Below are 22019 nucleotides of genomic sequence, written 5' to 3'. Positions count from 1 at the left end.
CGTGACGGCATGGCCCCACCACGTCGAACCGTCGCAAAACAGACCCTGGCAGTGCCTCAACTCCGCTTGACCCAGGGGCCATACAGGTCTTACGTTCTCAATGTGCGGCTTTCCGAAGCCGCCGCGGACACGAAGCCCCCGGTTGTTCCCCCGTGATCGGGGGCTTCGTTCTGTCCCTTACGCCCCAACTGGCCCCCCGCACAGGGTTTTTCGCTCACCCTCGGTCACCATGGGAGCTCCTCCCCCGCCCCCTTCGGCAGCGGGCCTTTCCGCAGGTACGATGCACAGCGGTGCGGTCAACTCCCGTCAATTCCGTTGTGCGAATGGGCGGTTCAGCACGGGGCACGGTGGTGGGGGACGTGATGGACTTCGGCACTACGGGCGCACACGCCCCGGCCGATCTCGCGTGGCTGCGCGGTGTGGACGCGTACACCATGGGCGCGTATCCGCAGGCCGAGGAGGAGTTCCGCACCGCGGTGCGGCTCGACCCCTCGATGGCCGACGGCTGGCTCGGGCTGCACGCGCTGCGCGTGGACACGACGACCGCGCTGCTGCGCATGTACCGCCATCGCGAACGCTTCGGCGAACAGCGCGCCGGGCACCGCCGCACCCTCAACTCCTGGTACTGGCTGGGCTGGTGGGTGCAGCCCGTCCTGGAGAGTCCGCGCGATCTGCTGCTCGCCCACGCCTCGCACTGGCTGGACGGGCGCCATGTGCCGGAGCTCGACCGGGCGCTGGCCGGCCTGCCGCCGGTGGACGCCGATCCCCAGGTGCGCTTCCTGCACGCCTGCCGCGCCTATCTGGTCAAGGACTGGGACCAACTGGTGCGCCACACCGAGCCGTTGGTGGACGATCCGCTGCTCGGCATCGAGGCCGGTCTGTTCGGCGGGATGGCCCGGGTGCGCCTGGAGATGTTCGGACAGGCCGAACCCCTGCTCTCCGCCGCGCTGATGCGCTGCCGCAGCGAACAGCCCCAGCGCAAGGAACTGCGCTACTGGCTGGCCCGCGCCCACGAGGGCACCGGCCGGTCGGCCGCCGCGCTGCCCCTGTACCGGGCCGTGCACCGGGTCGACCCGGCGTTCATGGACACCTCGGCCCGGCTCGCCGCGATCACCGAGAACGACGGGTACGACGGCGCGGACGACGCGCCCGACCTCGCCGCGGTCGCCCTGTCCGGCTTCGGCGACACCGTGGAGGCGGAGGCCGAGTCAGTGCTCGGACCCGACCAGCCGGAGGGCCGCGAGCTGCGGTTCGGCGGCGACCCCCAGACCCCGCTCGCCCCTCCCCCCTCGCTCGCCCGCGACGTCGTACGGGACAAGCCCGGGGTGCCGGGCAAGACCGCTCCCCCGCCGTTCCCGGCCGGCCCCACCGATCCCGTGCTGCTCGCCGAGGCGCTCGCCGAGCTGGAGCGGATGGTGGGCCTCGAACCGGTCAAGCGTCAGGTCAAGGCGCTGTCCGCGCAGCTCAACATGGCGCGGCTCAGGGCGAGTCAGGGGCTGCCCGTCCAGCCACCGAAACGTCACTTTGTCTTCTCCGGTCCCTCCGGCACCGGCAAGACCACCGTCGCACGCATCCTGGGCCGCGTCTTCTACGCCCTCGGGCTGCTCGGCGGCGACCACCTCGTGGAGGCCCAACGGGCCGATCTGGTGGGCGAGTTCCTCGGCCAGACCGCCGTCAAGGCCAATGAGCTGATCGACTCGGCGCTCGGCGGGGTGCTCTTCGTGGACGAGGCGTACTCCCTCTCCAACTCCGGCTACAGCAAGGGCGACGCGTACGGCGACGAGGCGCTCCAGGTGCTGCTCAAACGGGCCGAGGACAACCGGGACCACCTGGTGGTCATCCTCGCCGGATACCCCGAGGGCATGGACCGGCTGCTCGCCACCAACCCGGGTCTGTCGTCGCGCTTCACCACCCGCGTCGACTTCCCGTCCTACCGCCCCCTGGAGCTGACCTCGATCGGCGAGGTTCTCGCGGGTGAGAACGGCGACGCGTGGGACGAGGAGGCGCTGGACGAGCTGCGCTCGATCAGCGGCCACGTGGTGGACCAGGGCTGGATCGACGAGCTGGGCAACGGCCGCTTCCTGCGCACCCTGTACGAGAAGAGCTGCGCCTACCGGGACCTGAGGCTCTCGCTGTACCCCACGACACCGACCCGGGACGACCTCGCGACGCTGCGGCTGCCCGATCTGATGCAGGCGTACGGGGAGGTCCTGTCGGGTCGCGGCCCCGCGCGCCGCGACCCCCAGGATCCGCTCTAGCTATCCGGCCAGCGCCTGCTGGGCCTGTTCGCCGCGGGGCTCGGCGAGCCGGGCCAGCGGGGCGGGCTCCTCGCGGTGGGCGGGGTCGCGGACCTCGCCCACCAGCTTCTCCAGCACGTCCTCCAGGGCGACCAGGCCGAGCACGCGGCCCGAGCCGTCGGTGACCTGCGCGAGATGGGTGGCCGCACGGCGCATCACCGTGAGGGCGTCATCCAGGGGCAGCTCGGCCCGCAGGGTGGCGAGCGGGCGCCACAGCTGCTGGGGCACCGCGCGTTCCCGCTCCTCCACGTCGAGGACGTCCTTGACGTGCAGGAACCCCATGAAGGCGCCGCCCTCGGCACAGACCGGGAAGCGCGAGTACCCGGTGCGCACCGTCAGCTCCTCCAGCTCCCGCGGGGTCACCGAGCAGCCGACGGTCACCACCGACGCCCGGTCGAGCAGCACGTCCGTCACCGGGCGGCTGCCCAGCTCCAGGGCGTCCTCCAGGCGTTCCTGGGCCTCGGGCTCCAGCAGCCCGGCCTGGCCGGAGTCCTCGACGAGGCGGCCGAGCTGGACACTGGTGAAGACGGCCTCCACCTCGTCCTTCGGCTCGACCCGGAACAGCTTCAGGACGAGCCGCGCACAGGCGCCGAGCGCGATCGTGACCGGCTTGCAGACCCGGGCGAAGGCGACGAGACCCGGGCTGAACCAGAGCGCGGTCCTCTCGGGCGCAGCCATCGCCATGTTCTTCGGCACCATCTCGCCGATGACCAGGTGCAGCGAGACCACCAGGGCCAGCGCGATCACATAGCCGAGCGGATGGACCAGACCCTCGGGGAGGCCGACCGCCGTGAAGGCGGGTTCCAGGAGCTGTGCCACGGTGGGTTCGGCGACCGCGCCGAGCGTCAACGAGCAGATGGTGATGCCGAATTGGGCGGCGGCCATCATCTGCGGCAGGTTCTCCAGGCCGTGCAGCACCTGGCGGGCCCGTGCCGAGGAGGCGGCGAGCGGTTCGATCTGGCTGCGGCGCACCGAGACCAGGGCGAACTCGGCGCCGACGAAGAAGCCGTTGGCGAGCACGAGCAGCAGGGCGAAGAGGAGTTGGAGCAGACTCATCGGGCCGCCTCCGCAGCCGGGGCGTCGGCGGTCCGCACGAAACGGACCCGCTCGGCGCGGTAGCGCTCGACCTGGCGGACCTGGATCCGCCAGCCGGGCAGTTCGACACGGTCGCCGGGGACCGGGATGCGGCCCAGCAGATCGGCGACCAGGCCCGCGACGGTCTCGTAGGGGCCCTCGGGGGCGTCCAGGCCGATCCGGCCGAGCGACAGGACGCGGCAGCTGCCGTCCGCCTCCCAGGCGGGCCTGCCGTCCTCGCCGGCCACGGCCGCGAGTTCGGGCCGGGCGGCGTCGGCGCCGTCGTGCTCGTCGCGGACCTCGCCGACGAGTTCCTCGATGATGTCCTCCAGGGTGACGACGCCGGCCGTGCCGCCGTACTCGTCCACGACCACGGCTATCGGCTGTTCGCTGCGCAGCCGTCCGAGCAGCTGCTGCACGGGCAGGGTCTGCGGCACGAGCAGCGGCGGCACGGCGATCAGGCCGACGGCGGTGCGCAGGCGCTCGGGGGGCCGCACCGCGAGGGCGTCCTTGAGGTGGACCATGCCGACGACCTCGTCGATCCGCTCGCGGTAGACCGGGAAGCGGGAGAGCCCGGTGGCCCGGGTGAGGTTGAGGACGTCGGCCGCGGTGGCGGTGGTCTGCAGGGCGCTGACCTTGACGCGCGGGGTCATCACGTTCTCGGCCGTGAGGTGGCCGAGCGAAAGGGTCCGCACGAAGAGGTCGGCGGTGTCCTGTTCCAGGGCTCCGGCCCGCGCCGAGTGCTTGACCAGGGAGACCAGCTCGCCGGGTGTGCGGGCGGAGGCCAGCTCGTCGGCGGGCTCGACGCCCAGGGCCCGCACCAGACGGTTGGCGACGGTGTTGAGCAGGGCGATGACCGGGCGGAACAGGCGCGAGAAGCGGTCCTGCGGGCCGGCCACGAAGCGGGCCACCTGGAGCGGCTTGGAGACCGCCCAGTTCTTCGGCACGAGTTCGCCGACCACCATCTGGACGGCGGCGGCGAGCAGCATGCCGAGCACGACGCTGATGCCGGAGACGGCGCCGGCCGGGAGGCCGGTCACCCCGATCGGCCCGTCGAGCAGATCGGCGAGCGCGGGCTCGGCGAGCATGCCGACGACGAGCGAGGTGATGGTGATGCCGAGCTGGGTGCCGGAGAGCTGGAAGGACAGCTCGCCCAGGGCGCGCACCACGGTGGCGGCCCTGCGGTCGCCCTCGGCCGCGGCGCGTTCGGCGTCCGGCCGGTCGACGGTGACCAGGCCGAACTCGGCCGCCACGAAGAAGCCGTTGGCGAGGATGAGAAGGAATGCCGCGAAGAGCAGCACGAGCGTGATGGTCATGCCACCGCCTCCTGGGAGGGGGCGGCGCAGGTACTACCGGACGGTCCGTCCATTGCTGGAGGGAGTCACTCCTCGGGTCGCTGGTGCCCCGCGGCCGATGGTGCAGGCCCGTGTGCGGGGCGGGGCGCTGTCGGCGCCGCCGACATCAGGGTAGTCAAGATGCTGCCGGGTGGGGCAGCGGGCTCAGCCGTTGTCGTGAGCGGGGCCGGGTGAACCGGGGCCGGCTCCGTGGGTACCGCGGTCCTCGGCGAGCGCGCGCAGCGCCCGGGCGTCGCGGATCGCGCGCGCCCTGCCGCTGGCCGGCTGGATGCCGAGGGCGGGCAGGCTGGTGCCGTCGCTGAGGTCGAGGAAGACCCAGGGGTCGCCCTGGCGGAGGTTCACGCGAAGGATCTCGGCCCATACGAGCCGGCGCGTGCCGGTGAGGTTCACGACGGTGACGCCCTGGTCGTCGGCGACCACCTTCGGCCGGCTGAGCAGCACCAGCACTCCGGCGAACAGGGCGGCCATCAGGATGAAGCTGCCGCGTTCACCCCCGCTCAGGGTCTCCAGGAGCAGCGACATCACCGTCATGGCGACGAACATCGCGGCGGCGCTGATCAGCAGGACGGCCCGGGTGGCGGTCGGCCTGAACGTGACCGGCAGGGCCGGGGGTCGGGGCGCGGGGGCGGACACGGTGTCGTTCGCTTTCGTCGCTGGGTGGTCGTCGCTCGTCGTCGCGGTCCTGGTGGCCGGCGCCGGGTCAGAGGCGGCAGGCGTGGATGGCCGTGGTGAGGATGGCGCGGGCGCCGAGTTCGTACAGGTCGTCCATGACCCGCTGGGAGTCCTTGGCCGGGACCATCGAACGGACGGCGACCCAGCCCTCGTTGTGCAGCGGGGAGATCGTCGGCGATTCGAGGCCCGGCGTCAGGGCGACGGCGCGCTCCAGGTGTTCGGCGCGGCAGTCGTAGTCCATCATCACGTAGCTGCGGGCGACCAGGACGCCCTGGAGGCGGCGCAGGAACTGCTCCACCTTCAGTTGGACGGCGCCGTCCGGGGCGGCACCGGTGCGGCGGATGACGGCCGCCTCGGACTTCATGATCGGCTCGCCGAAGACTTCGAGGCCGGCGTTGCGCAGCGAGGTGCCGGTCTCCACGACGTCGGCGATGACCTGGGCCACCCCGAGCTCGATCGCCGTCTCCACGGCTCCGTCGAGGTGCACCACGGAGGCGTCGACACCGGCCTCGGCCAGGTGCTTGGCGACGATGCCCTCGTAGGACGTGGCGATCGTCTTGCCTTCGAGGTCCTTGAGGCCGGAGACGGTGCCGGGTTTGGCCGCGAAGCGGAAGGTGGAGCGGGCGAAGCCGAGCGGCAGGATCACCTCGGCGTCGGCGCCGGAGTCGACCAGGAGGTCCTCGCCGGTGATGCCGATGTCGAGCTTGCCCGCGGACACGTAGATCGCGATGTCCTTGGGGCGCAGGTAGAAGAACTCGACCTCGTTGACGGGGTCGACGGTGACGAGTTCCTTGGACTCCTTGCGCATCCGGTAGCCGGCCTCATGGAGCATCGCCGACGCAGGTCCGGACAGTGAACCCTTGTTGGGGACGGCGATGCGCAGCATGAGGTCAGCTTCCTTTGCTCAACGAGAGGTGTGCCGGGGTGAAGGGGGTGCTCAGAGGTGGGCGTAGACGTCGTCGAGGGAGATCCCGCGCGCGACCATCATCACCTGGACGTGGTACAGCAGCTGCGAGATCTCCTCGGCGGCGGCTTCCTTGCCCTCGTACTCGGCGGCCATCCAGACTTCGGCGGCCTCCTCGACGACCTTCTTGCCGATGGCATGCACGCCCTTGTCCACCAGCTCGGCGGTGCGGGAGGTGGACGGGTCGCCGTTGGCGGCCTTGAGCTGGAGCTCGGTGAAGAGCTCTTCGAAGCTCTTGGAGGGTTTGTTCGCCATGATGCTTCTTAGGGTAAGGGGTGGGCCCCGGTCGCTCAGCGCCAGGGTTCGCTGACCGTGCGCAGCGTGGCCGCGGTGGCCACGGCGGCGGTGACCGCTTCGTGGCCCTTGTCCTCGTTCGACCCTTCGAGGCCGGCCCGGTCCAGGGCCTGCTCCTCGGTGTCGCAGGTCAGCACGCCGAATCCGACGGGTACGCCGGTGTCCACGGTGACCTGGGTGAGGCCGTTGGTGACACCCTGGCACACGTAGTCGAAGTGCGGGGTGCCGCCCCTGATGACGACGCCGAGTGCGACGACGGCATCGTAGCCGCGGCCCGCGAGCACCTTGGCCACGACCGGCAGTTCGAAGCTGCCGGGCACGCGCAGCAGCGTGGGCTCGTCGATGCCGAGTTCGTGCAGGGCGCGCAGGGCGCCGTCGACGAGTCCGTCCATCACCTTCTCGTGCCACTGTGCCGCGACGACGGCGACACGGAGGTCCCCGCAGTTGCGTACGGACAGTTCGGGTGCGCCCTTGCCACTCACGTGCTCTCCTTCAGGTGTTTGCGGTGTGCTGTCCGGCCTGAGGCCGGCGTCTACTGGTTGCCGCAGGCCGACATCGGCGCCGGGGCGCCGTCGAGCCAGGGCAGGTCGTGCCCCATGCGGTCGCGCTTGGTGCGCAGGTAGCGCAGATTGTGCTCCCCGGCCTTGACGGGCATGGGCTCGCGCCCCGACACCGTCAGTCCGTGCCGCACCAGGGCGGTGATCTTGTCGGGGTTGTTGGTCATGAGCCGCAGGCTGTGCACGCCGAGGTCGGCGAGGATCTGGGCGCCGGCCGCGTAGTCGCGGGCGTCGGCGGGCAGCCCGAGCTCCAGGTTGGCGTCCAGGGTGTCGCGGCCGCGCTCCTGGAGTTCGTAGGCCCGCAGCTTGGAGAGCAGGCCGATGCCGCGCCCCTCGTGGCCGCGCAGATAGACCACGACGCCCCGGCCGGCCTCGGTGATGCGCGCCATGGAGGCCTGGAGCTGGGGGCCGCAGTCGCAGCGCAGCGAGCCGAAGATGTCGCCGGTCAGGCATTCGGAGTGGACCCGCACCAGGACGTCCTGGCCGTCGCCGATCTCGCCGTGGACCAGGGCCACGTGCTCGACGCCGTCGACGGTGGAGCGGTAGCCGTACGCCGTGAACTCGCCGGAGGAGGTGGGCAGTTGGACCTCGGCCTCGCGCCGCACGGTGGGCTCGCTGGAGCGCCGGTAGGCGATCAGGTCCTCGATGGAGATGATCGTCAGGCCGTGCTTGCGGGCGAACGGGACGAGTTCGGGCAGCCGCAGCATGACGCCGTCCTCGCCCGCGATCTCCACGATGGCGCCGGCCGGGGCGAGCCCGGCGAGCCGCGCGAGGTCGACCGCGGCCTCGGTGTGGCCGTTGCGCACCAGGACGCCGCCGGGCTTGGCGCGCAGCGGGAAGATGTGGCCGGGGCGGACGAAGTCGCCGCAGGCCGAGCGGCCGTCGGCCAGCAGGCGCAGGGTGGTGGCGCGGTCGGCGGCGGAGATGCCGGTGCTCACGCCGTGCGCGGCGGTGGCGTCGACGGAGACAGTGAAGGCGGTCTTCATCGACTCGGTGTTGTGCTCGACCATCTGCGGCAGTTCGAGCCGGTCGAGGTCCTCGCCCTCCATGGGCGCGCAGATCAGGCCGCGGCACTCGCTCATCATGAACGCGATGATCTCCGGGGTGGCCTTCTCGGCGGCGATGACGAGGTCGCCCTCGTTCTCGCGGTCCTCGTCGTCGACGACGACCACGGGCCGGCCCGCCGCGATGTCGCGGATCGCCTGCTCGACGGGGTCGAGCGCGAGGTCCTCGCGGTTGTCGGTGGAGTACCAGGTGGGTGCGTGCGTGGTCATGCCGTCGCTCCTTCCAGGGCGGGCTCGACGCTCGTACGCGAGCGCAGCCACCAGTCGCGCATGCCCCACAGGACGAGCGCGCCGTAAATGACGTAGACGAAGCCGGAGAAGGCGTATCCGTTGGCGAAGTTGAGCGGGACGCCGACGAGGTCGACCAGGAGCCAGGCGAACCAGAACTCGACCATGCCGCGCGCCTGGGCGTACATCGCGACGACGGTGCCGACGAAGACGTAGGCGTCGGGCCACGGGTCCCAGGACAGCGCCGGGTACGCGGTGAACAGGCCGGCGACGGCCACCGTTCCGACGGCCGCGCCGGCGAGCAGGAGGCCGCGCTCGCGCCAGGTGGCGAACCGCACGGCGATGGAGCCGTCCTGCGCCTGCTGCCTGCCGCGGCTCCAGGCGAGCCAGCCGCCGGCGGCCACGACCATCACCACGACCTGCTTGCCCGCACTGCCGGAGAGGTGTCCGGCGGCGAACGCGACGAACAGGATCAGGCCCGAGACGAACTGGGCGGGCCAGGTCCATATGGACCGGCGCCAGCCGAGTGCGAGGGCGATCAGACCGATGGTGTTGCCGATCATGTCCGACCACTTGATGTGCTGACCGAGGACCGTGAAGGCCTCGCCGTTCAGCCAGTTGACCGCGCTCACTTGGTGTTCCCCCCGTGGCCCGCGCCGAGCAGCCGCTCGACGTACTTGGCGATGACGTCGACCTCCAGGTTGACCGGGTCGCCGGGCTGCTTGATGCCGAGCGTGGTCAGCGCGAGGGTGGTCGGGATGAGGCTGATGGTGAAGTAGTCGGCGGCGGCCTCGACGACCGTGAGGCTGACGCCGTCGACGGTGATGGAGCCCTTCTCCACGACGTACTTGGAGAGGTCGCCGGGCAGGGCGATCTTGACGATCTCCCAGTTCTCCGACGGGGTACGGGCCAGGACCGTGCCGGTGCCGTCCACATGGCCCTGCACGATGTGGCCGCCGAGCCGGCCGCCGACCGCCATGGGCCGCTCCAGGTTGACCCGGGAGCCGACCTGGAGGGCGCCGAGGCTGGAGCGCTTGAGGGTCTCGTCCATGACGTCGGCGGTGAACTCGCCGTCGCCGAACTCGACGACGGTCAGACAGACGCCGTTGACGGCGATCGAGTCGCCGTGGCCGGCGCCTTCGGTGACGAGGGGGCCGCGCAGACGGAAGCGGGAGGCGTCACCGAGGGTCTCGATGGCGGCGACCTCGCCCAGCTCTTCGACGATTCCGGTGAACACTTCAGCGCTCCTTGGCGACGGGGACGGCGGTGATGCGCAGGTCGGGCCCGATGCGTACGGCCTCGGTGAGGCTGAGCCGCAGCGCTTCGGCGATGGTGGTGACGCCCGCTCCGGCGAGCGCGGCGGGGCCGGCTCCGAGCAGGGCGGGGGCGAGGTAGCCGACGACCTTGTCGACGGCGCCCGCGGCGAGGAAGGCGCCGGCCAGGGTGGGCCCGCCTTCCAGGAGTACGGAGCGCACGCCGCGGGTGTGCAGGGCGGCGAGCAGGGCCGGGACGTCGAGGCCGGTGGCGGCGCGCGGCAGGCGGAGCACCGCGTCGTCGGGCAGGTGCGCGGCGTCGGCGTCCTCGGCGACCGCGATCAGGGTGGGCGCGGCGTCGTCGAGGATGCGGGCGCCCGGCCTGACGGCGGTGGCGTTGGTGTCAACGGCCAGGCGCAGGGGCTGCGTTGCGCCCTCGACGCCGCGCACGGCGAGGTGCGGGTCGTCGGTGCGGGCGGTGCCGGAGCCGACGATCACGGCGTCGCACTCGGCGCGCAGCCGGTGGACGTCGGCGCGGGCCTCGGCGGAGGTGATCCAGCGGCTGGTGCCGTCCTCGGCGGCGGTGCGCCCGTCGAGCGTCGCCGCGTACTTCCAGGTGACGTGCGGGCGGCCGAGGCGTACGGAGGTCAGCCAGGCGGCGTTGACCGCTTCGGCCTCGTCCGCGAGCAGACCGCGCCCGGTGTCCACCCCGGCCGCGCGCAGCGTGTCGGCGCCGCCGGTGGCCTGCGGGTTCGGGTCGCCGACGGCGTAGCGCACACGGGCGACGCCGGCCTCGATGAGCGCCTGGGCGCACGGGCCGGTGCGTCCGGTGTGGTTGCAGGGTTCGAGGGTGACGTACGCGGTGCCGCCCCGGGCGCGCCCGCCCGCCTCGGCGAGGGCGTGCACTTCGGCGTGCGGGCCGCCGGCCCGCTGGTGGTACCCCTCGCCCACGACGGCGCCCGAGGCGTCGGTGATGACGCATCCGACGACCGGATTGGGGCTGGTGGAGCCGAGTCCGCGCGCCGCGAGCTCGACGGCTCGGCGCATGGCGATCGCGTCGGCTGTGGGTGCCACCGGGTCCTCCTGCCTCTTCGGGCACGGACTCCGGGGCCTGTCGATGACGACAGAGAGCGGGTACGGATCGTCACGCACAGCTCACGCCACGGCCGAAAGAGACCGGTGCCCTGGTGGACGACCGGTAACAGACGGCCGGCGTGACCGTAGGGAACGGTCCGCCCGCCGCGCACTGCCTCCCATCCGGACTTTCACCGTCGGTCCAGGAATTTCACCTGGTCAACCGGCCGCTGGATGCGGACGGGTCGCGGACTATTACCGCCGGTTCGGAATTACACCGACCCCGGAGTGCGCTGCTGCTGGTACAGGGCCAGTGTGCCACGCCCCGCCGGAGGCCAGACGGGCGAGGAGATGTGGCCTGGCTCACAGGACCCCCGATCCGAGCGGCGCTCCGGCGCGGGTCCGGCGGGACACGAGCGGCACCCGGTGCCTTTGGTCCATACCTATTGACGCAATGGTCTAGTCCTTTTAATCTCTGCGTCACCTCCGAGGAGAGGCCCGACGGTGTGCGCACGCCAGGGCCGCGCACGACCACCGCCCTGTTCGTTGTGTTCCGCCCGACCTCCCTGGAGGAACCGCCCGTGTTCTCCCCCACCCGCAGACGCACCGCGCTGCTCACGGCCGCCACCGCGGTCGCCGGGCTGCTGTTCGGCGCGCTGTCCACCGGCGTCTCGCAGGCCGCCGTCGACAACGAGGCCTGTCGCCCCGACGGTCTGTACAAGACCCCGGGCGTGGACGTCCCGTACTGCTCGGTGTACGACACCGCCGGCCGCGAGAAGATGGGCGCCGACCACCAGCGCCGCGTCATCGGCTACTTCACCGGCTGGCGCACCGGCCAGGACGGCACCCCCGCCTACCTGGCGTCCGACATCCCGTGGGACAAGGTGACCCACATCAACTACGCCTTCGCGCACGTCGGTTCGGACAACCGGATCTCCGTCGGCGGAGACAGCGAGAAGAACGCCGCGACCGGTATGACCTGGCCGGGCGTCCCCGGCGCGGAGATGGACCCGGCACTCCCCTACAAGGGCCATTTCAATCTGCTCACCAAGTTCAAGAAGCAGCACCCGAACGTCAAGACCCTGATATCCGTGGGCGGTTGGGCGGAGACCGGCGGCTACTTCGGCGACGACGGCAAGCGCGTGGACTCCGGCGGCTTCTACTCGATGGCCACCAACGCGGACGGCTCGGTCAACCAGGCGGGCGTCGACACCTTCGCCGACTCGGCCGTCGCGTTCATCAAGAAGTACGGCTTCAACGGCGTCGACATCGACTACGAGTACCCGACGACGATGAAGGACGCCGGCAACCCGCTCGACCTGACCCTCTCCAACGCCCGCCGGGCCGGTCTCGTCAAGGGCTACGCGGCGCTGATGAAGTCGCTGCGCGAGAAGCTCGACCGCGCGGGGGCGGCCGACGGCAAGCACTACCTGCTGTCCGTGGCCGCGCCGTCCTCCGGCTATCTGCTGCGCGGCATGGAGACCTTCCAGGTCCAGCAGTACCTGGACTACGTCAACATCATGTCCTACGACCTGCACGGCGCCTGGAACCAGTACGTCGGCCCCAACGCCTCGCTCTTCGACGACGGCAAGGACGCGGAACTCGCGGCGGCCGGGGTGTACTCGACCTCGCAGTACGGCGGGATCGGCTACCTCAACGCCGACTGGGCCTACCACTACTTCCGCGGCTCGATGCCGGCCGGGCGCATCAACATGGGCCTGCCGTACTACACGCGCGGCTTCGAGAACGTACAGGGCGGCACCAACGGCCTGTGGGGCAAGGCGCCCTCGACCACCTGTCCGGCCGGCGCCGGGCTCACCACCTGCGGTGACGGCGCCGTCGGCATCGACAACCTCTGGCACGACCTGGACGCCAACGGCAAGGAGGCCCCGGCCGGCTCCAACCCGATGTGGCATGCCAAGAACCTGGAGAAGGGGATCGTCGGCGACTACGTCGGCAAGTACGGCCTCCCCGCCACCACCAAGCTCACCGGCACCTACGTCCGCAACTACGACGCGACGCTGGTCGCGCCCTGGCTGTGGAACGACCAGAAGAAGGTCTTCCTGTCCACCGAGGACGAGCAGTCGGTGAAGGCCAAGGCCGACTACGTCGTGGACAAGGGCATCGGCGGCACCATGGTCTGGGAGCTGGCCGGCGACTACGGGTGGAACGCCGCCAAGGGCCAGTACGAGCAGGGCTCGACGCTGACGAGCGAGATGTACGACGCCTTCAAGTCGGCGACCCCGTACGGCAACCGGCGCTCCACCGTCGACCTGCCGAACCAGGCCCTGAACATCGGGGTGGACTTCGGGCAGTTCCCGCTCGGCGACTCCAACTACCCGATCAGCCCCAAGGTGACGATCACCAACAACACCACGGCGACGCTGCCCGGCGGCACGGAGTTCCAGTTCGACTACGGCACCTCGGCCCCGGCCAACGCCAAGGACCAGTCCGGATTCGGCACGACGATCGTGCGCAGCGACCACAGCGCGGCGAACAACATCGGTGGACTGAAGGGCGACTACAACCGCGTCTCGCTGAAGCTGCCGAGCTGGCAGTCGCTGGCGCCGGGCGCCTCGGTCGCCCTCGACTTCGTCTACTACCTGCCGGTTTCCACCCCCTCCAACTGGACGGTGACCTTCGGTGGCAAGACCTACGCGCTGGCCGGCGACCACACCCGGGGCGCGGTCGTGAGCGACCCGGGCTCCGCCACGCCCACCCCGACCCCGACGCCCTCGGGGTCGAGCAGTCCCTCGCCCTCACCCTCGCCCACCGCGCCCGGCGGCACGTGCGCCGCACCGGTCTGGTCGGCGGGTTCGGCGTACGGCGGCGGCACGACCGTGTCGTACAAGTCGCACACCTGGAAGTCCAAGTGGTGGACGAAGGGCGAAGAACCGGGTACCACCGGTGACTGGGGAGTGTGGCAGGACCTCGGCGCCTGCTGATCCGCCTCCCCCGCCAAACGCCCGGCGGCGGTCTCCCGGCCCTTGGCCGCCGTCGGGCCCACCGGCCCTGCGCCCCCCTTGAGGCGCCGTCCTTCTTCTGACGGAGCCTCACATCTCTTGTCCAGTCAGCCCTTTGGGGTGAAGAGCTCGTCCTGGGCGGCGTCCCGTGCGGTCAGCAGGGCGCCGCCGAGGACCGCTCCGTCCCCCAGGGCGCTCGGCCTGACCTCGGTCGCGAGCGGGGTCAGGGCGGACAGGGCGCGCTGCACCCGCGAGGCCAGCAACGGGCCGCCCGCGTGGCCGAGTTCACCGCCGAGCACGATGAGCCCGGGGTCGAGCACCGCGACCACGCCGGCCGCCCCGACGGCCAGGCGCTGGGCCAGCGCGTCGAGGAAGGGCCCGTCGGCGTCCCGTACGGCCTCCTCGGCGCTGCCCGTCCTGCCGTGACCGGCGGCGAGGCGGGCCACCGCGCCCGCGTGGACCAGCTCGTGGAAACCGCCGTCGCAGCCGGTCGCGGACGGCAGCCCGCTGGTGCCCGGCACCGGCATGAACCCGATCTCGCCCGCGCCGCCCGAGGCGCCCCTGCGCAGCGCGCCGTCCAGGACGACGGCCGCTCCGATGCCCTGGCCGAGCCAGAGCAGTACGAAGGTGTCTTGGCCGCGGGCGGCGCCGAGGCGCTGTTCGGCGACCGCGGCCAGGTTGGTCTCGTTCTCGACGAGCACGGCGGCCGGCAGCCTCCTGGCCAGGACGCGGACCAGTTCGCGGTGCCAGGCGGGCAGACCCGTGGTGTCGCGCAGTTCACCGCTCACCGGGTCGATGAGCCCGGGCGCGCCGATCCCGACACTGTGCAGCCGCTCGGCGCCCGCGTCCTTCGCGGTGCGCTCCAGAAGGGCGACGGCCTGCTCCACGGCCGGCCCGGTCCCGGCCTCCGGCTCGATGGGCAGCGTCGCCTCGGCGAGGGGGCGCCCCAGCAGATCGGCCACCACCAGCGAGACGCTGCGGGTACGCACGTCGAGGGCGGCGAGGTGGGCCAGATCGGCGACGATCGCGTACAGGCGCGCGTTGGGGCCGCGCCGCTCGGCGCCCGACTCCCCCACGACGTGCACGAGACCCGAGCCCTGGAGGCGTTCGACGAGGTCGGCGACGGTGGGCCGGGAGAGTCCGGTGAGGTTCTTGAGCTGGCCGGCCGTCAACGGGCCCTCGTCCTGCAGCAGACGCAGGGCGAGCCGGTCGTTGATGGCCCGGGCGGTGCTCGGGGATGCGGGCATGCCGGGAATCCTTCCAGACGGCCGGAGGCGGAACGCCACCCGTTCTATTTATCAGGCAGGGTTCCTGATAGTTTACGCCCCGGGCGACGGAGAGGCCGCCGCACGACGGAGGGGGAACCGGCCGATGGCAGCCGAACCGGCTCTGGACCAACGGCAGTTGAGGCGTGCGCGCCTCGCGATCGCCGCGGTCTTCTGCGTGCACGGCGCGGTGACGGGCAATTTCGCCACCCGCGTGCCCTGGATCCAGGAGCACGCCGGGGTCTCCGCCGGCCAGCTCGGCCTCGCCCTCGCCTTTCCCGCGATCGGCTCCTCCCTGCTGATGCCGCTGTCCGGCGCCGTGACCCACCGGTTCGGGGCGCGCGCCGCCCTGCGCGGACTGCTCGCCCTGTGGACCCTCGCACTCGCCCTGCCCGCCCTCGCGCCGAACGTCTACACGCTGTGCGCCGTCCTCTTCGCGTACGGCGCGAGCGCCGGGATGGCGGACGTGGCGATGAACGCGCTCGGCGTGGAGACCGAGAACCGGCTCGGCCGCTCGATCATGTCCTCGCTGCACGGCATGTGGAGCGTGGGCGCGCTGATCGGCTCGGCGGCCGGGACGCTGGCCGCACACCTGGGGGCCGACGCCCGGCTGCACCACATCGTCGCCGCCGCGGCGCTGACCCTGCTGGGCCTCCTCGCCTGCCAGGGCGTCCTCGATCTGCGCAGCGCACCCGACGAGGCGCCGCCGCCCCGGTTCGCGCTGCCGCCCAGGTCGGCGCTGATCATCGGCATGGTCGGGTTCTGCGCGGTGTTCGCCGAGGGGGCGAGCCTGGACTGGTCGGCGGTGTATTTGCGGGACGTGCTCGACGCATCGGCCGGCACCGCAGCGGCCTGCACCACCGCGTTCACCCTGACCATGGCGGTGGCCCGGCTCGCGGGCGACAAGGGGGTCGACCGGTTCGGCGCGGTGCGGACGGTACGCGCGGGCGGCGTGCTCGCCACGCTCGGCGGGCTGCTCGTGGTGCTCGCGCCGGGCCCGGCGGTCGCGATGGCGGGGTTCGGACTGCTGGGGCTCGGGGTGGCGGTCGTGGTGCCGCTCGCGTTCGCCGCGGCCGGGCGCAGCGGCCCCAACCCGAGCCAGGCGATCGCGGGGGTCGCCACCATCACCTACACCTCGGGCCTGGTCGCCCCGTCCGCGATCGGCGGGATCGCCGACCTGACCTCCCTGGTGGTGTCGTTCGGCCTGGTCACCGTGCTGGCGCTCGGCCTGGTGGCGGGGGCCCGGGTCCTGCGGGCGGGGGCCCGGCCGCGGGAGGCGGCGGTCGCGGCGGAGGCGGCGCCGGTCCACCGGGCCTGAACGGTCCGGGCGCCGGGACCTCGGTCGGGCGACGGCCGCTCGGGTGCGTGGCGCCCTCGATCCGGCATTAGCATTTGGCCTGATCTTTACGCGTCACCGACCCCTACGGACGAACTGGAGCGACCATGCGCCTCGGCGTGCGCTGGACCCTGCACGGCGACGGGCGGACCCCCGCTCCCGGAGCCGTCGTACGCCCCGACGAGCGGCTGTCCTGGCCGCGCACGGTCGGCCTCGGCGCCCAGCACGTGGTCGCCATGTTCGGCGCCTCGTTCGTCTCGCCGGTCCTGATGGGCCTCGACCCCAACCTCGCGATCATGATGTCCGGCATCGCGACGGTCATCTTCCTGCTCGCCACCAAGGGCCGGGTGCCCAGCTACCTCGGCTGCTCGCTCTCCTTCGTGGGCGTCGCCGCCGCGATCCGTGCCACCGGCGGCACCAGCGCCACCGTGACGGGCGCGGTCTTCGTCGTGGGCGTGGTGCTGTTCTTCGTCGGTCTCGCGGTGCAGCGGTTCGGCGCACGGATCATCCACGCCGCGATGCCGCCGATCGTCACGGGCGCCGTGGTGATGCTGATCGGCTTCAACCTGGCGCCGGTCACCGCCGCCACCTACTGGCCCCAGGACCAGTGGACGGCGCTCCTGGTGATGCTGTTCACCGGTCTGGCCGTGGTGTGCCTGCGCGGGTTCTGGTCCCGCATCGCGATCTTCCTCGGGCTGATCTTCGGGTACGGCCTCTCCTGGCTGCTGGACCGCGTCTTCGGCAGGATCCACTCGGTGAACGGCGGGCCGCAGGCCGTCGACCACTGGCGGCTCGATCTGTCCGGCGTCGGCAAGGCCGACTGGATCGGCCTGCCGAGCTTCCACGCGCCGAGCTTCGAATGGTCCGCGATCCTCGTCGCGCTGCCCGTCGTCATCGCGCTGATCGCCGAGAACGCGGGCCACGTCAAGGCCGTCGGCGAGATGACCGGCACCAACCTCGACGACAAGCTGGGCACCGCGATCGCCGCCGACGGCGCCGGATCCATGCTCTCGACCGCGGTGGGCGGCCCGCCCAACACCACGTACTCCGAGAACATCGGCGTCATGGCCGCCACCCGCGTCTACTCGACGGCGGCCTACTGGGCCGCCGCCGGTTTCGCCCTGCTCTTCGGGCTGTGCCCCAAGTTCGGCGCCGTCGTGGCGGCGATCCCGGGCGGTGTGCTCGGCGGCATCACGGTCATCCTGTACGGCATGATCGGGCTGCTCGGCGCCCAGATCTGGATCAACGCGAAGGTCGACCTGCGCAACCCGCTGAACCTGGTGCCGGCCGCCGCGGGCATCATCATCGGCATCGGCAACGTCACCCTGAAGTTCAGCGACAACTTCCAGCTCAGCGGTATCGCGCTCGGCACGATCGTGGTGATCACCGGGTACCACGTGCTGCGCGCCCTGGCCCCCGCCCACCTCAAGGAGCAGGAGCCGCTGCTCGATTCGGGCACGTCCTCCTACGAGAAGGACCAGGCCTAGCAGCCGTCCCGCGCGGCGGGCCCCGCACGCGGACGTAGGCCCTGCGGGGCGCGGCGGGGCGCCGTCCGGCCAGGGTTCATCCGTTCCGGTCACGCCCCCTTACGGCGGTGCTCGGCGCGGTGGGCGGGCTGTCACGCTGCCCCCATGACGCAGACCGCCCGGCCCGAGACCGCTCCGCCCGCCCCGCACCCCGGGCACACCCACCGGTTCGCCGCGCCCCTGGAACCCGTGGTCCGGCGGATGCGCGCCCTGCGCGCCGACCTGCCGGCCCGGGACGGCATCGCGGTCTTCAACCGCGTCTATCTGACGGTGACCGAGGAGATCTCCCGGCTCCTCGGTCACGGCGGCTTCGCCGACCCCCGGTCCGCGGCCACCCTGGACGTGCTCTTCGCCGGGCGCTATCTGGCCGCCGTGGAGGCGATCCGGTCCGGCCGGCGCCCACCGGACTGCTGGCGTCCGCTGTTCCAGTACCGGCGCCACCCCGGGGTACGCCCGCTGCAGTTCGCGCTGGCCGGGATCAACGCCCACATCGGACACGACCTGACGCTCGCGGTGGTCGACAGCTGCCGGGTCCTGGACTGTGAACCCGCCGCCCTGGAACGGGACTTCGACCGCGTCGGGGACACCCTGGCGCTCCTGGAGGAACGGGTGCGCGAGGAGCTGATGCCCGGTCCCGACCTGTTCGAGGTGGCCGATCCACTGACGCACCTGCTCGCCTCGTGGAGCCTGGACCGGGCGCGGGACGCCTCGTGGTCGGCGGCGAAAGTCCTGTGGCAGCTGCGCGAACTCCCGTCCCTGGCCCAGGAGTTCACCGACCGGCTGGACGCGGGCGTGGGCCTGGTGACCCGCTGTCTGCTGACCCCGCTTCCGGTCCCGGCCGCCCGGCGCCGCCACCCGATGGAGGACTGACCCCCGCGGCGCTCCGGACGGGCCGGGCCGTCCGGACCCTCGGGGCCGGCTCCGGAAGCCGGCCCTTCCCGGACCTAGTCCTCGGGGAGTTCGACGGGGGCGATCGAGTCGTAGAGGTCGCCCGGTCCGGGGTTGGTCGCGTCCGTGGTCCCGCCGAAGTGGTGCATCACGCCCCACACCGCGTTGAGCGCGGTCTGCACCGCGCCCTCGGCCCAGCCGGCCGTCCAGGAGATGTCGTCGCCCGCGAGGAAGATGCCGCGCTTGTCCTCGGGCAGCGCGTCCTGCATGAAGTGCGTGAACAGACGGCGCTGGTAGCGGTAGTGCCCGGGCAGGTTGGCCTTGAACGCGCCCATGAAGTACGGCTCGTTCTCCCAGGACACGGTCACCGGGTTGCCGATGATGTGGCCCCGGATGTCGACCTTGGGGTAGATCTCGCCGAGCGACTTGAGCATGACCTCCATGCGCTCGTTCGCCGACAGCGGGAGCCACTTGAGGCTGTCGTCGCACCACGTGTAGGAGAGGCAGATGACGGCGGGCTTATCGGGGCCGTCGTCGAGCAGGTACGTGCCGCGCGTCATGCGGTCGGTGAGCGTCATCGACATGACGTCACGGCCGGTCTCCTCGTCCTTGTCCAGCCAGAACGGCCGGTCGACGGGCACGAACAGCTTGGAGGACTCCATGTAGTGGGTGCGCTCGATCGCCGTCCAGTGGTCGATCGGGAAGAGCGAGTCGTCACAGGCGATCTTGGAGAGCAGCATCCAGGACTGCGCCGTGAAGATCGCGGCGCGGAAGGTGCGGATGTCGCCGTCGGCGTCCGTGACCGTGATGCGGTTGCCCGCGGTGCGGTGCAGCCGGGTCACGGCGGGCCGGGGCGCGCCGTCGTGCAGCGAGGAGAGCGAGGTGCCCTGCGCCCAGTGGACGGTCTTCTGCGGCTCGCGCTCCCACAGGCGCAGCGGCAGCTGCTGCGAACCGCCGACGATGCCGCGGTGGTGGTCGTCGGCCTCGGTGTAGACGACGCGCAGGATCTCCAGGATGGAGTTCGGGAAGTCGGTGTCCCAGCCACCGGTGCCGAAGCCGACCTGGCCGAAGATCTCGCGGTGCCTGAAGGACTTGAAGGCCTCGGAGTCGCAGAGGTAGCCGTAGAAGGTCTGGTTGTCGAGCTTCTCGACGAGCTTCGCCCAGATCTCGCGGATGCGCGGGACGTCGCGCTCGCGGATCGCCTGGTTCATGTCCGTGAAGTCGGCGCCCTCTTCGAGGCAGGCGTTCCAGGCGTCCATGACCTCGCGGTACACGGGCGGCAGATCGTCGACGGACGTCGCGTAGTGGGACTCGCCCTTGAGGTCGACGACCGTGGAGGGGGTGTCGGGCGCCAGCGGGTTGGGGAACGGCTTGGTCTCCAGGCCCACCAGGTCGATGTAGTGCTGGAGCGCGGTGGAGCACGGGGGGAACCGCATGGCGCCCATCTCGGCGGTCAGCTCCGGGTCGCAGCCCGGGAAGCCGACGGTGCGCAGCCGGCCGCCGATCTGGTCCGCCTCGTACACGACGGGCTTGAGGCCCATCTTCATCAGCTCGTACGCCGCGACGATGCCGGAGAGGCCGCCGCCGATGACCGCGACCTCCGCGCCGTGCTCGGTCGCGGGTATCTGGCCGAGCCCGGCCGGGTGCGCGAGGTAGTCGTCGTACGCGTAGGGGAAGTCCGGCCCGAACATCGTGACGGGCGGCTGCTCGTCGATGTGCTGGACGGCGGTGGGCACCGTGGACGTCATGGGGTACGGGCTCCTTGCACAGTACGGAAGGTGAGGGGGTGGGGGGGCGGCCGCGCGGGCGCCTGGACGCCGTGACACCTGGACGGGCTCGGGCGGGCTGGGGCGGACTCGGGCGCGCTCAGAGCTGCGGGCTCATACGAGGGAGGTGTAGAGGCCGGGGCGGCGGTCGCGCAGGTACGGGTTGTTGGCGCGCGAGGCGGCCAGGAACTCGGGGTCGACGTCCCCGACGACCAGCTCGGTGCCGCGGCCGGCGCGGGCCCTGGCGGCGCCGTCGGGGCCGGCCAGGCAGCTGAGCCCGACGAACTCGAACGCGCCCTCGGGGCCGGTGCGGTTGACGTACGCGACGTACAGCTGGTTCTCGAAGGCGCGGACCGGGACGAGGGACTCGGCGACGAACTGGAACGGGTGCATCTGGGCGGTGGGCACCAGGAGGAGGTCGGTGCCGGCCAGGGCGTGGGCCCGTACGTTCTCGGGGAACTCCACGTCGTAGCAGATCATCATGCCGATGCGCAGGCCGTTCAGCTCGGCCTGGACGACGGGCCGGTCGCCCGGCGTGAACGACTCCTGCTCGAAGCAGCCGAAGAGGTGGGTCTTGCGGTAGTTCGCGAGACGGGCGCCGTCGGGGCCGATGAGCTGGGCGGCGTTGTAGACCGCGTCGCCGTCGCGCTCCGGGTAGCCGTAGACGACGGCCAGTCCGTGGCGTACGGCGATGTCCGCGACGGCCCGCGCGGAGGGGCCGTCGGCGGGCTCGGCCAGCCGCGCGATGTCGTCGCCGATGGCGTAGCCGGTGAGGAACAGCTCGGGGCAGACGATCAGCCCGGCGCCGGTGGCGGCCGCTTGCCCGGCCGCCTCGTCCAGGGCCTTCAGGTTCGCGGCGACGTCCGAGAGACTGCCGGAGCTCTGGAGCAGGGCGGTGCGCAACGCGGGCATGGGCAGTCCTCGGCGGGGGCTTTGGTGCGGGGTGGGGTCACTAGACGGTACGTTCCGGGGTTCGGGGGGTACAAGGTGCCAGCGTTGCGTGCGGGCAGGCGATTCGTTGCGCAAGATCGCCGCCCGGCGAAGATTCATTGCGCCCTCCGCTTGGGCACGGCCCACCGTGGCCCCGCCCCCACGGCCGGGGGCATCCGGCCGCGCCGCTGGCGGTGCTGGGGATGCCCGGGGTTTGCGCAGTTCCCCGCGCCCCTTCAACCCCCCCGGCCGTCTGCGGGCCGTGGTCGCTTCTCGCGCAGTTCCCCGCGCCCCTGGGCGGGACCGGTGCCGGCCCGGGGTTTGCGCAGTTCCCCGCGCCCCCTCAACCCCCCCGGCCGTCTGCGGGCCGTGGCCGCTTCTCGCGCAGTTCCCCGCGCCCCTGGGCGGGACCGGTGCCGGCCGGGGTTTGCGCAGTTCCCCGCGCCCCCTCAACCCCCTCGGCCGTCTGCGGGTCGTGGTCGCTTCTCGCGCAGTTCCCCGCGCCCCTGGGCG

18 protein-coding genes and 1 riboswitch are annotated in these 22019 nt (G+C 71.9%); of the genes, 5 read left to right on the top strand and 13 right to left on the bottom strand.

All coding sequences use genetic code 11. The features are described 5' to 3' along the window. Positions 1-362 precede the first annotated feature (362 nt). Positions 363-2258 carry an AAA family ATPase gene (locus tag ACGF3I_RS33830; protein WP_393138925.1) on the top strand — a complete coding sequence of 632 codons (1896 nt, stop codon included), beginning with the start codon at positions 363-365 and terminating at the stop codon, positions 2256-2258. Here the strand turns inward: ACGF3I_RS33830 and ACGF3I_RS33825 are convergent, their stop codons facing one another. The 10 genes from ACGF3I_RS33825 to ribD form a co-directional block, all read right to left on the bottom strand. Beyond that, entirely contained in the window at positions 2259-3353 is a 1095-nt protein-coding gene (locus ACGF3I_RS33825; protein ID WP_393138907.1) for a hemolysin family protein, read from the bottom strand. Further along, complete coding sequence (locus ACGF3I_RS33820) at positions 3350-4687, bottom strand: hemolysin family protein (protein ID WP_393138905.1); 1338 nt, start codon at positions 4685-4687, stop codon at positions 3350-3352. Before ACGF3I_RS33820 ends, ACGF3I_RS33825 begins: the two co-directional genes overlap by 4 nt. Before the next feature lie 183 nt (positions 4688-4870). Further along, entirely contained in the window at positions 4871-5359 is a 489-nt protein-coding gene (locus tag ACGF3I_RS33815; protein ID WP_393138903.1) for a PH domain-containing protein, read from the bottom strand. Between the two features lie 67 nt (positions 5360-5426). Further along, positions 5427-6284 (bottom strand): ATP phosphoribosyltransferase, encoded by an 858-nt coding sequence (hisG, locus tag ACGF3I_RS33810; RefSeq protein ID WP_393138901.1) that lies wholly within the window; start codon positions 6282-6284, stop codon positions 5427-5429. Between the two features lie 51 nt (positions 6285-6335). Beyond that, the gene (locus tag ACGF3I_RS33805) at positions 6336-6617 is read right to left on the bottom strand and encodes a phosphoribosyl-ATP diphosphatase (RefSeq protein ID WP_100577332.1); all 282 of its coding nucleotides are present in this window, start codon (positions 6615-6617) and stop codon (positions 6336-6338) included. A 35-nt stretch (positions 6618-6652) separates the two neighbouring features. Beyond that, entirely contained in the window at positions 6653-7138 is a 486-nt protein-coding gene (gene ribH / locus ACGF3I_RS33800) for a 6,7-dimethyl-8-ribityllumazine synthase (protein WP_393138899.1), read from the bottom strand. 50 nt (positions 7139-7188) lie between these two features. Next, positions 7189-8487: a bifunctional 3,4-dihydroxy-2-butanone-4-phosphate synthase/GTP cyclohydrolase II gene (locus ACGF3I_RS33795; RefSeq protein ID WP_393138897.1), complete on the bottom strand. Its 1299-nt coding sequence runs from the start codon at positions 8485-8487 to the stop codon at positions 7189-7191. Beyond that, on the bottom strand, positions 8484-9137 hold the full coding sequence (locus ACGF3I_RS33790; RefSeq protein WP_393138895.1) for a nicotinamide riboside transporter PnuC: 654 nt from the start codon (positions 9135-9137) through the stop codon (positions 8484-8486). The genes ACGF3I_RS33795 and ACGF3I_RS33790 overlap by 4 nt, the downstream gene beginning before the upstream one ends. Further along, the gene (locus tag ACGF3I_RS33785; protein WP_393138893.1) at positions 9134-9742 is read right to left on the bottom strand and encodes a riboflavin synthase; all 609 of its coding nucleotides are present in this window, start codon (positions 9740-9742) and stop codon (positions 9134-9136) included. The genes ACGF3I_RS33790 and ACGF3I_RS33785 overlap by 4 nt, the downstream gene beginning before the upstream one ends. A gap of 1 nt (position 9743) precedes the next feature. After that, a complete protein-coding gene (gene ribD, locus ACGF3I_RS33780) occupies positions 9744-10805 on the bottom strand; it encodes a bifunctional diaminohydroxyphosphoribosylaminopyrimidine deaminase/5-amino-6-(5-phosphoribosylamino)uracil reductase RibD (protein ID WP_393138923.1) in 1062 nt (353 codons plus the stop codon). Between the two features lie 192 nt (positions 10806-10997). Further along, a riboswitch (FMN riboswitch) is annotated at positions 10998-11128 on the bottom strand. A gap of 285 nt (positions 11129-11413) precedes the next feature. Here ribD and ACGF3I_RS33775 point away from each other — a divergent pair. Further along, entirely contained in the window at positions 11414-13777 is a 2364-nt protein-coding gene (locus tag ACGF3I_RS33775) for a chitinase C-terminal domain-containing protein (protein WP_393138891.1), read from the top strand. A gap of 125 nt (positions 13778-13902) precedes the next feature. Here ACGF3I_RS33775 and ACGF3I_RS33770 read toward each other — a convergent pair whose 3' ends face one another. After that, positions 13903-15042, bottom strand: coding sequence for an ROK family transcriptional regulator (locus ACGF3I_RS33770; RefSeq protein WP_393138889.1), 1140 nt, complete (start codon positions 15040-15042; stop codon positions 13903-13905). 124 nt (positions 15043-15166) lie between these two features. Here ACGF3I_RS33770 and ACGF3I_RS33765 point away from each other — a divergent pair, with 124 nt between their 5' ends. The 3 genes from ACGF3I_RS33765 (at position 15167) to ACGF3I_RS33755 (ending at position 18792) form a co-directional block, all read left to right on the top strand. Beyond that, the gene (locus ACGF3I_RS33765; RefSeq protein WP_393138887.1) at positions 15167-16378 is read left to right on the top strand and encodes an MFS transporter; all 1212 of its coding nucleotides are present in this window, start codon (positions 15167-15169) and stop codon (positions 16376-16378) included. Positions 16379-16503: 125 nt separating this feature from the next. Next, positions 16504-17883 (top strand): uracil-xanthine permease family protein, encoded by a 1380-nt coding sequence (locus ACGF3I_RS33760; RefSeq protein ID WP_393138885.1) that lies wholly within the window; start codon positions 16504-16506, stop codon positions 17881-17883. Positions 17884-18027: 144 nt separating this feature from the next. Further along, positions 18028-18792 carry a DUF5995 family protein gene (locus ACGF3I_RS33755; protein WP_393138883.1) on the top strand — a complete coding sequence of 255 codons (765 nt, stop codon included), beginning with the start codon at positions 18028-18030 and terminating at the stop codon, positions 18790-18792. Between the two features lie 74 nt (positions 18793-18866). On the opposite strand, the gene ACGF3I_RS33750 is transcribed toward ACGF3I_RS33755, so the two are convergent. Both ACGF3I_RS33750 and ACGF3I_RS33745 read right to left on the bottom strand, forming a co-directional pair. Continuing rightward, a complete protein-coding gene (locus tag ACGF3I_RS33750; protein WP_393138881.1) occupies positions 18867-20558 on the bottom strand; it encodes a flavin monoamine oxidase family protein in 1692 nt (563 codons plus the stop codon). Positions 20559-20690: 132 nt separating this feature from the next. Beyond that, on the bottom strand, positions 20691-21488 hold the full coding sequence (locus ACGF3I_RS33745) for a carbon-nitrogen hydrolase family protein (RefSeq protein ID WP_393138879.1): 798 nt from the start codon (positions 21486-21488) through the stop codon (positions 20691-20693). Between the last annotated feature and the right edge of the window lie 531 nt (positions 21489-22019).

Origin of the sequence: Streptomyces sp. NPDC048111 (genome assembly GCF_043202815.1) — a bacterium.
Taxonomy (GTDB): domain Bacteria; phylum Actinomycetota; class Actinomycetes; order Streptomycetales; family Streptomycetaceae; genus Streptomyces.
Note: the sequence above shows the minus strand (reverse complement) of the source record. Positions and strands in the feature narration are given on the sequence as shown.

Coding starts and splice junctions, on each gene's coding strand:
- ACGF3I_RS33755 (WP_393138883.1), top strand. CDS start 18,028: ATGACGCAGACCGCCCGGCCCGAGACCGCTCCGCCCGCCCCGCACCCC.
- ribD (WP_393138923.1), bottom strand. CDS start 10,805: ATGCGCCGAGCCGTCGAGCTCGCGGCGCGCGGACTCGGCTCCACCAGC.
- ACGF3I_RS33745 (WP_393138879.1), bottom strand. CDS start 21,488: ATGCCCGCGTTGCGCACCGCCCTGCTCCAGAGCTCCGGCAGTCTCTCG.
- ACGF3I_RS33795 (WP_393138897.1), bottom strand. CDS start 8,487: ATGACCACGCACGCACCCACCTGGTACTCCACCGACAACCGCGAGGAC.
- ACGF3I_RS33760 (WP_393138885.1), top strand. CDS start 16,504: ATGCGCCTCGGCGTGCGCTGGACCCTGCACGGCGACGGGCGGACCCCC.
- ACGF3I_RS33805 (WP_100577332.1), bottom strand. CDS start 6,617: ATGGCGAACAAACCCTCCAAGAGCTTCGAAGAGCTCTTCACCGAGCTC.
- ACGF3I_RS33770 (WP_393138889.1), bottom strand. CDS start 15,042: ATGCCCGCATCCCCGAGCACCGCCCGGGCCATCAACGACCGGCTCGCC.
- ACGF3I_RS33820 (WP_393138905.1), bottom strand. CDS start 4,687: ATGACCATCACGCTCGTGCTGCTCTTCGCGGCATTCCTTCTCATCCTC.
- ACGF3I_RS33825 (WP_393138907.1), bottom strand. CDS start 3,353: ATGAGTCTGCTCCAACTCCTCTTCGCCCTGCTGCTCGTGCTCGCCAAC.
- ACGF3I_RS33750 (WP_393138881.1), bottom strand. CDS start 20,558: ATGACGTCCACGGTGCCCACCGCCGTCCAGCACATCGACGAGCAGCCG.
- hisG (WP_393138901.1), bottom strand. CDS start 6,284: ATGCTGCGCATCGCCGTCCCCAACAAGGGTTCACTGTCCGGACCTGCG.
- ACGF3I_RS33830 (WP_393138925.1), top strand. CDS start 363: ATGGACTTCGGCACTACGGGCGCACACGCCCCGGCCGATCTCGCGTGG.
- ACGF3I_RS33765 (WP_393138887.1), top strand. CDS start 15,167: ATGGCAGCCGAACCGGCTCTGGACCAACGGCAGTTGAGGCGTGCGCGC.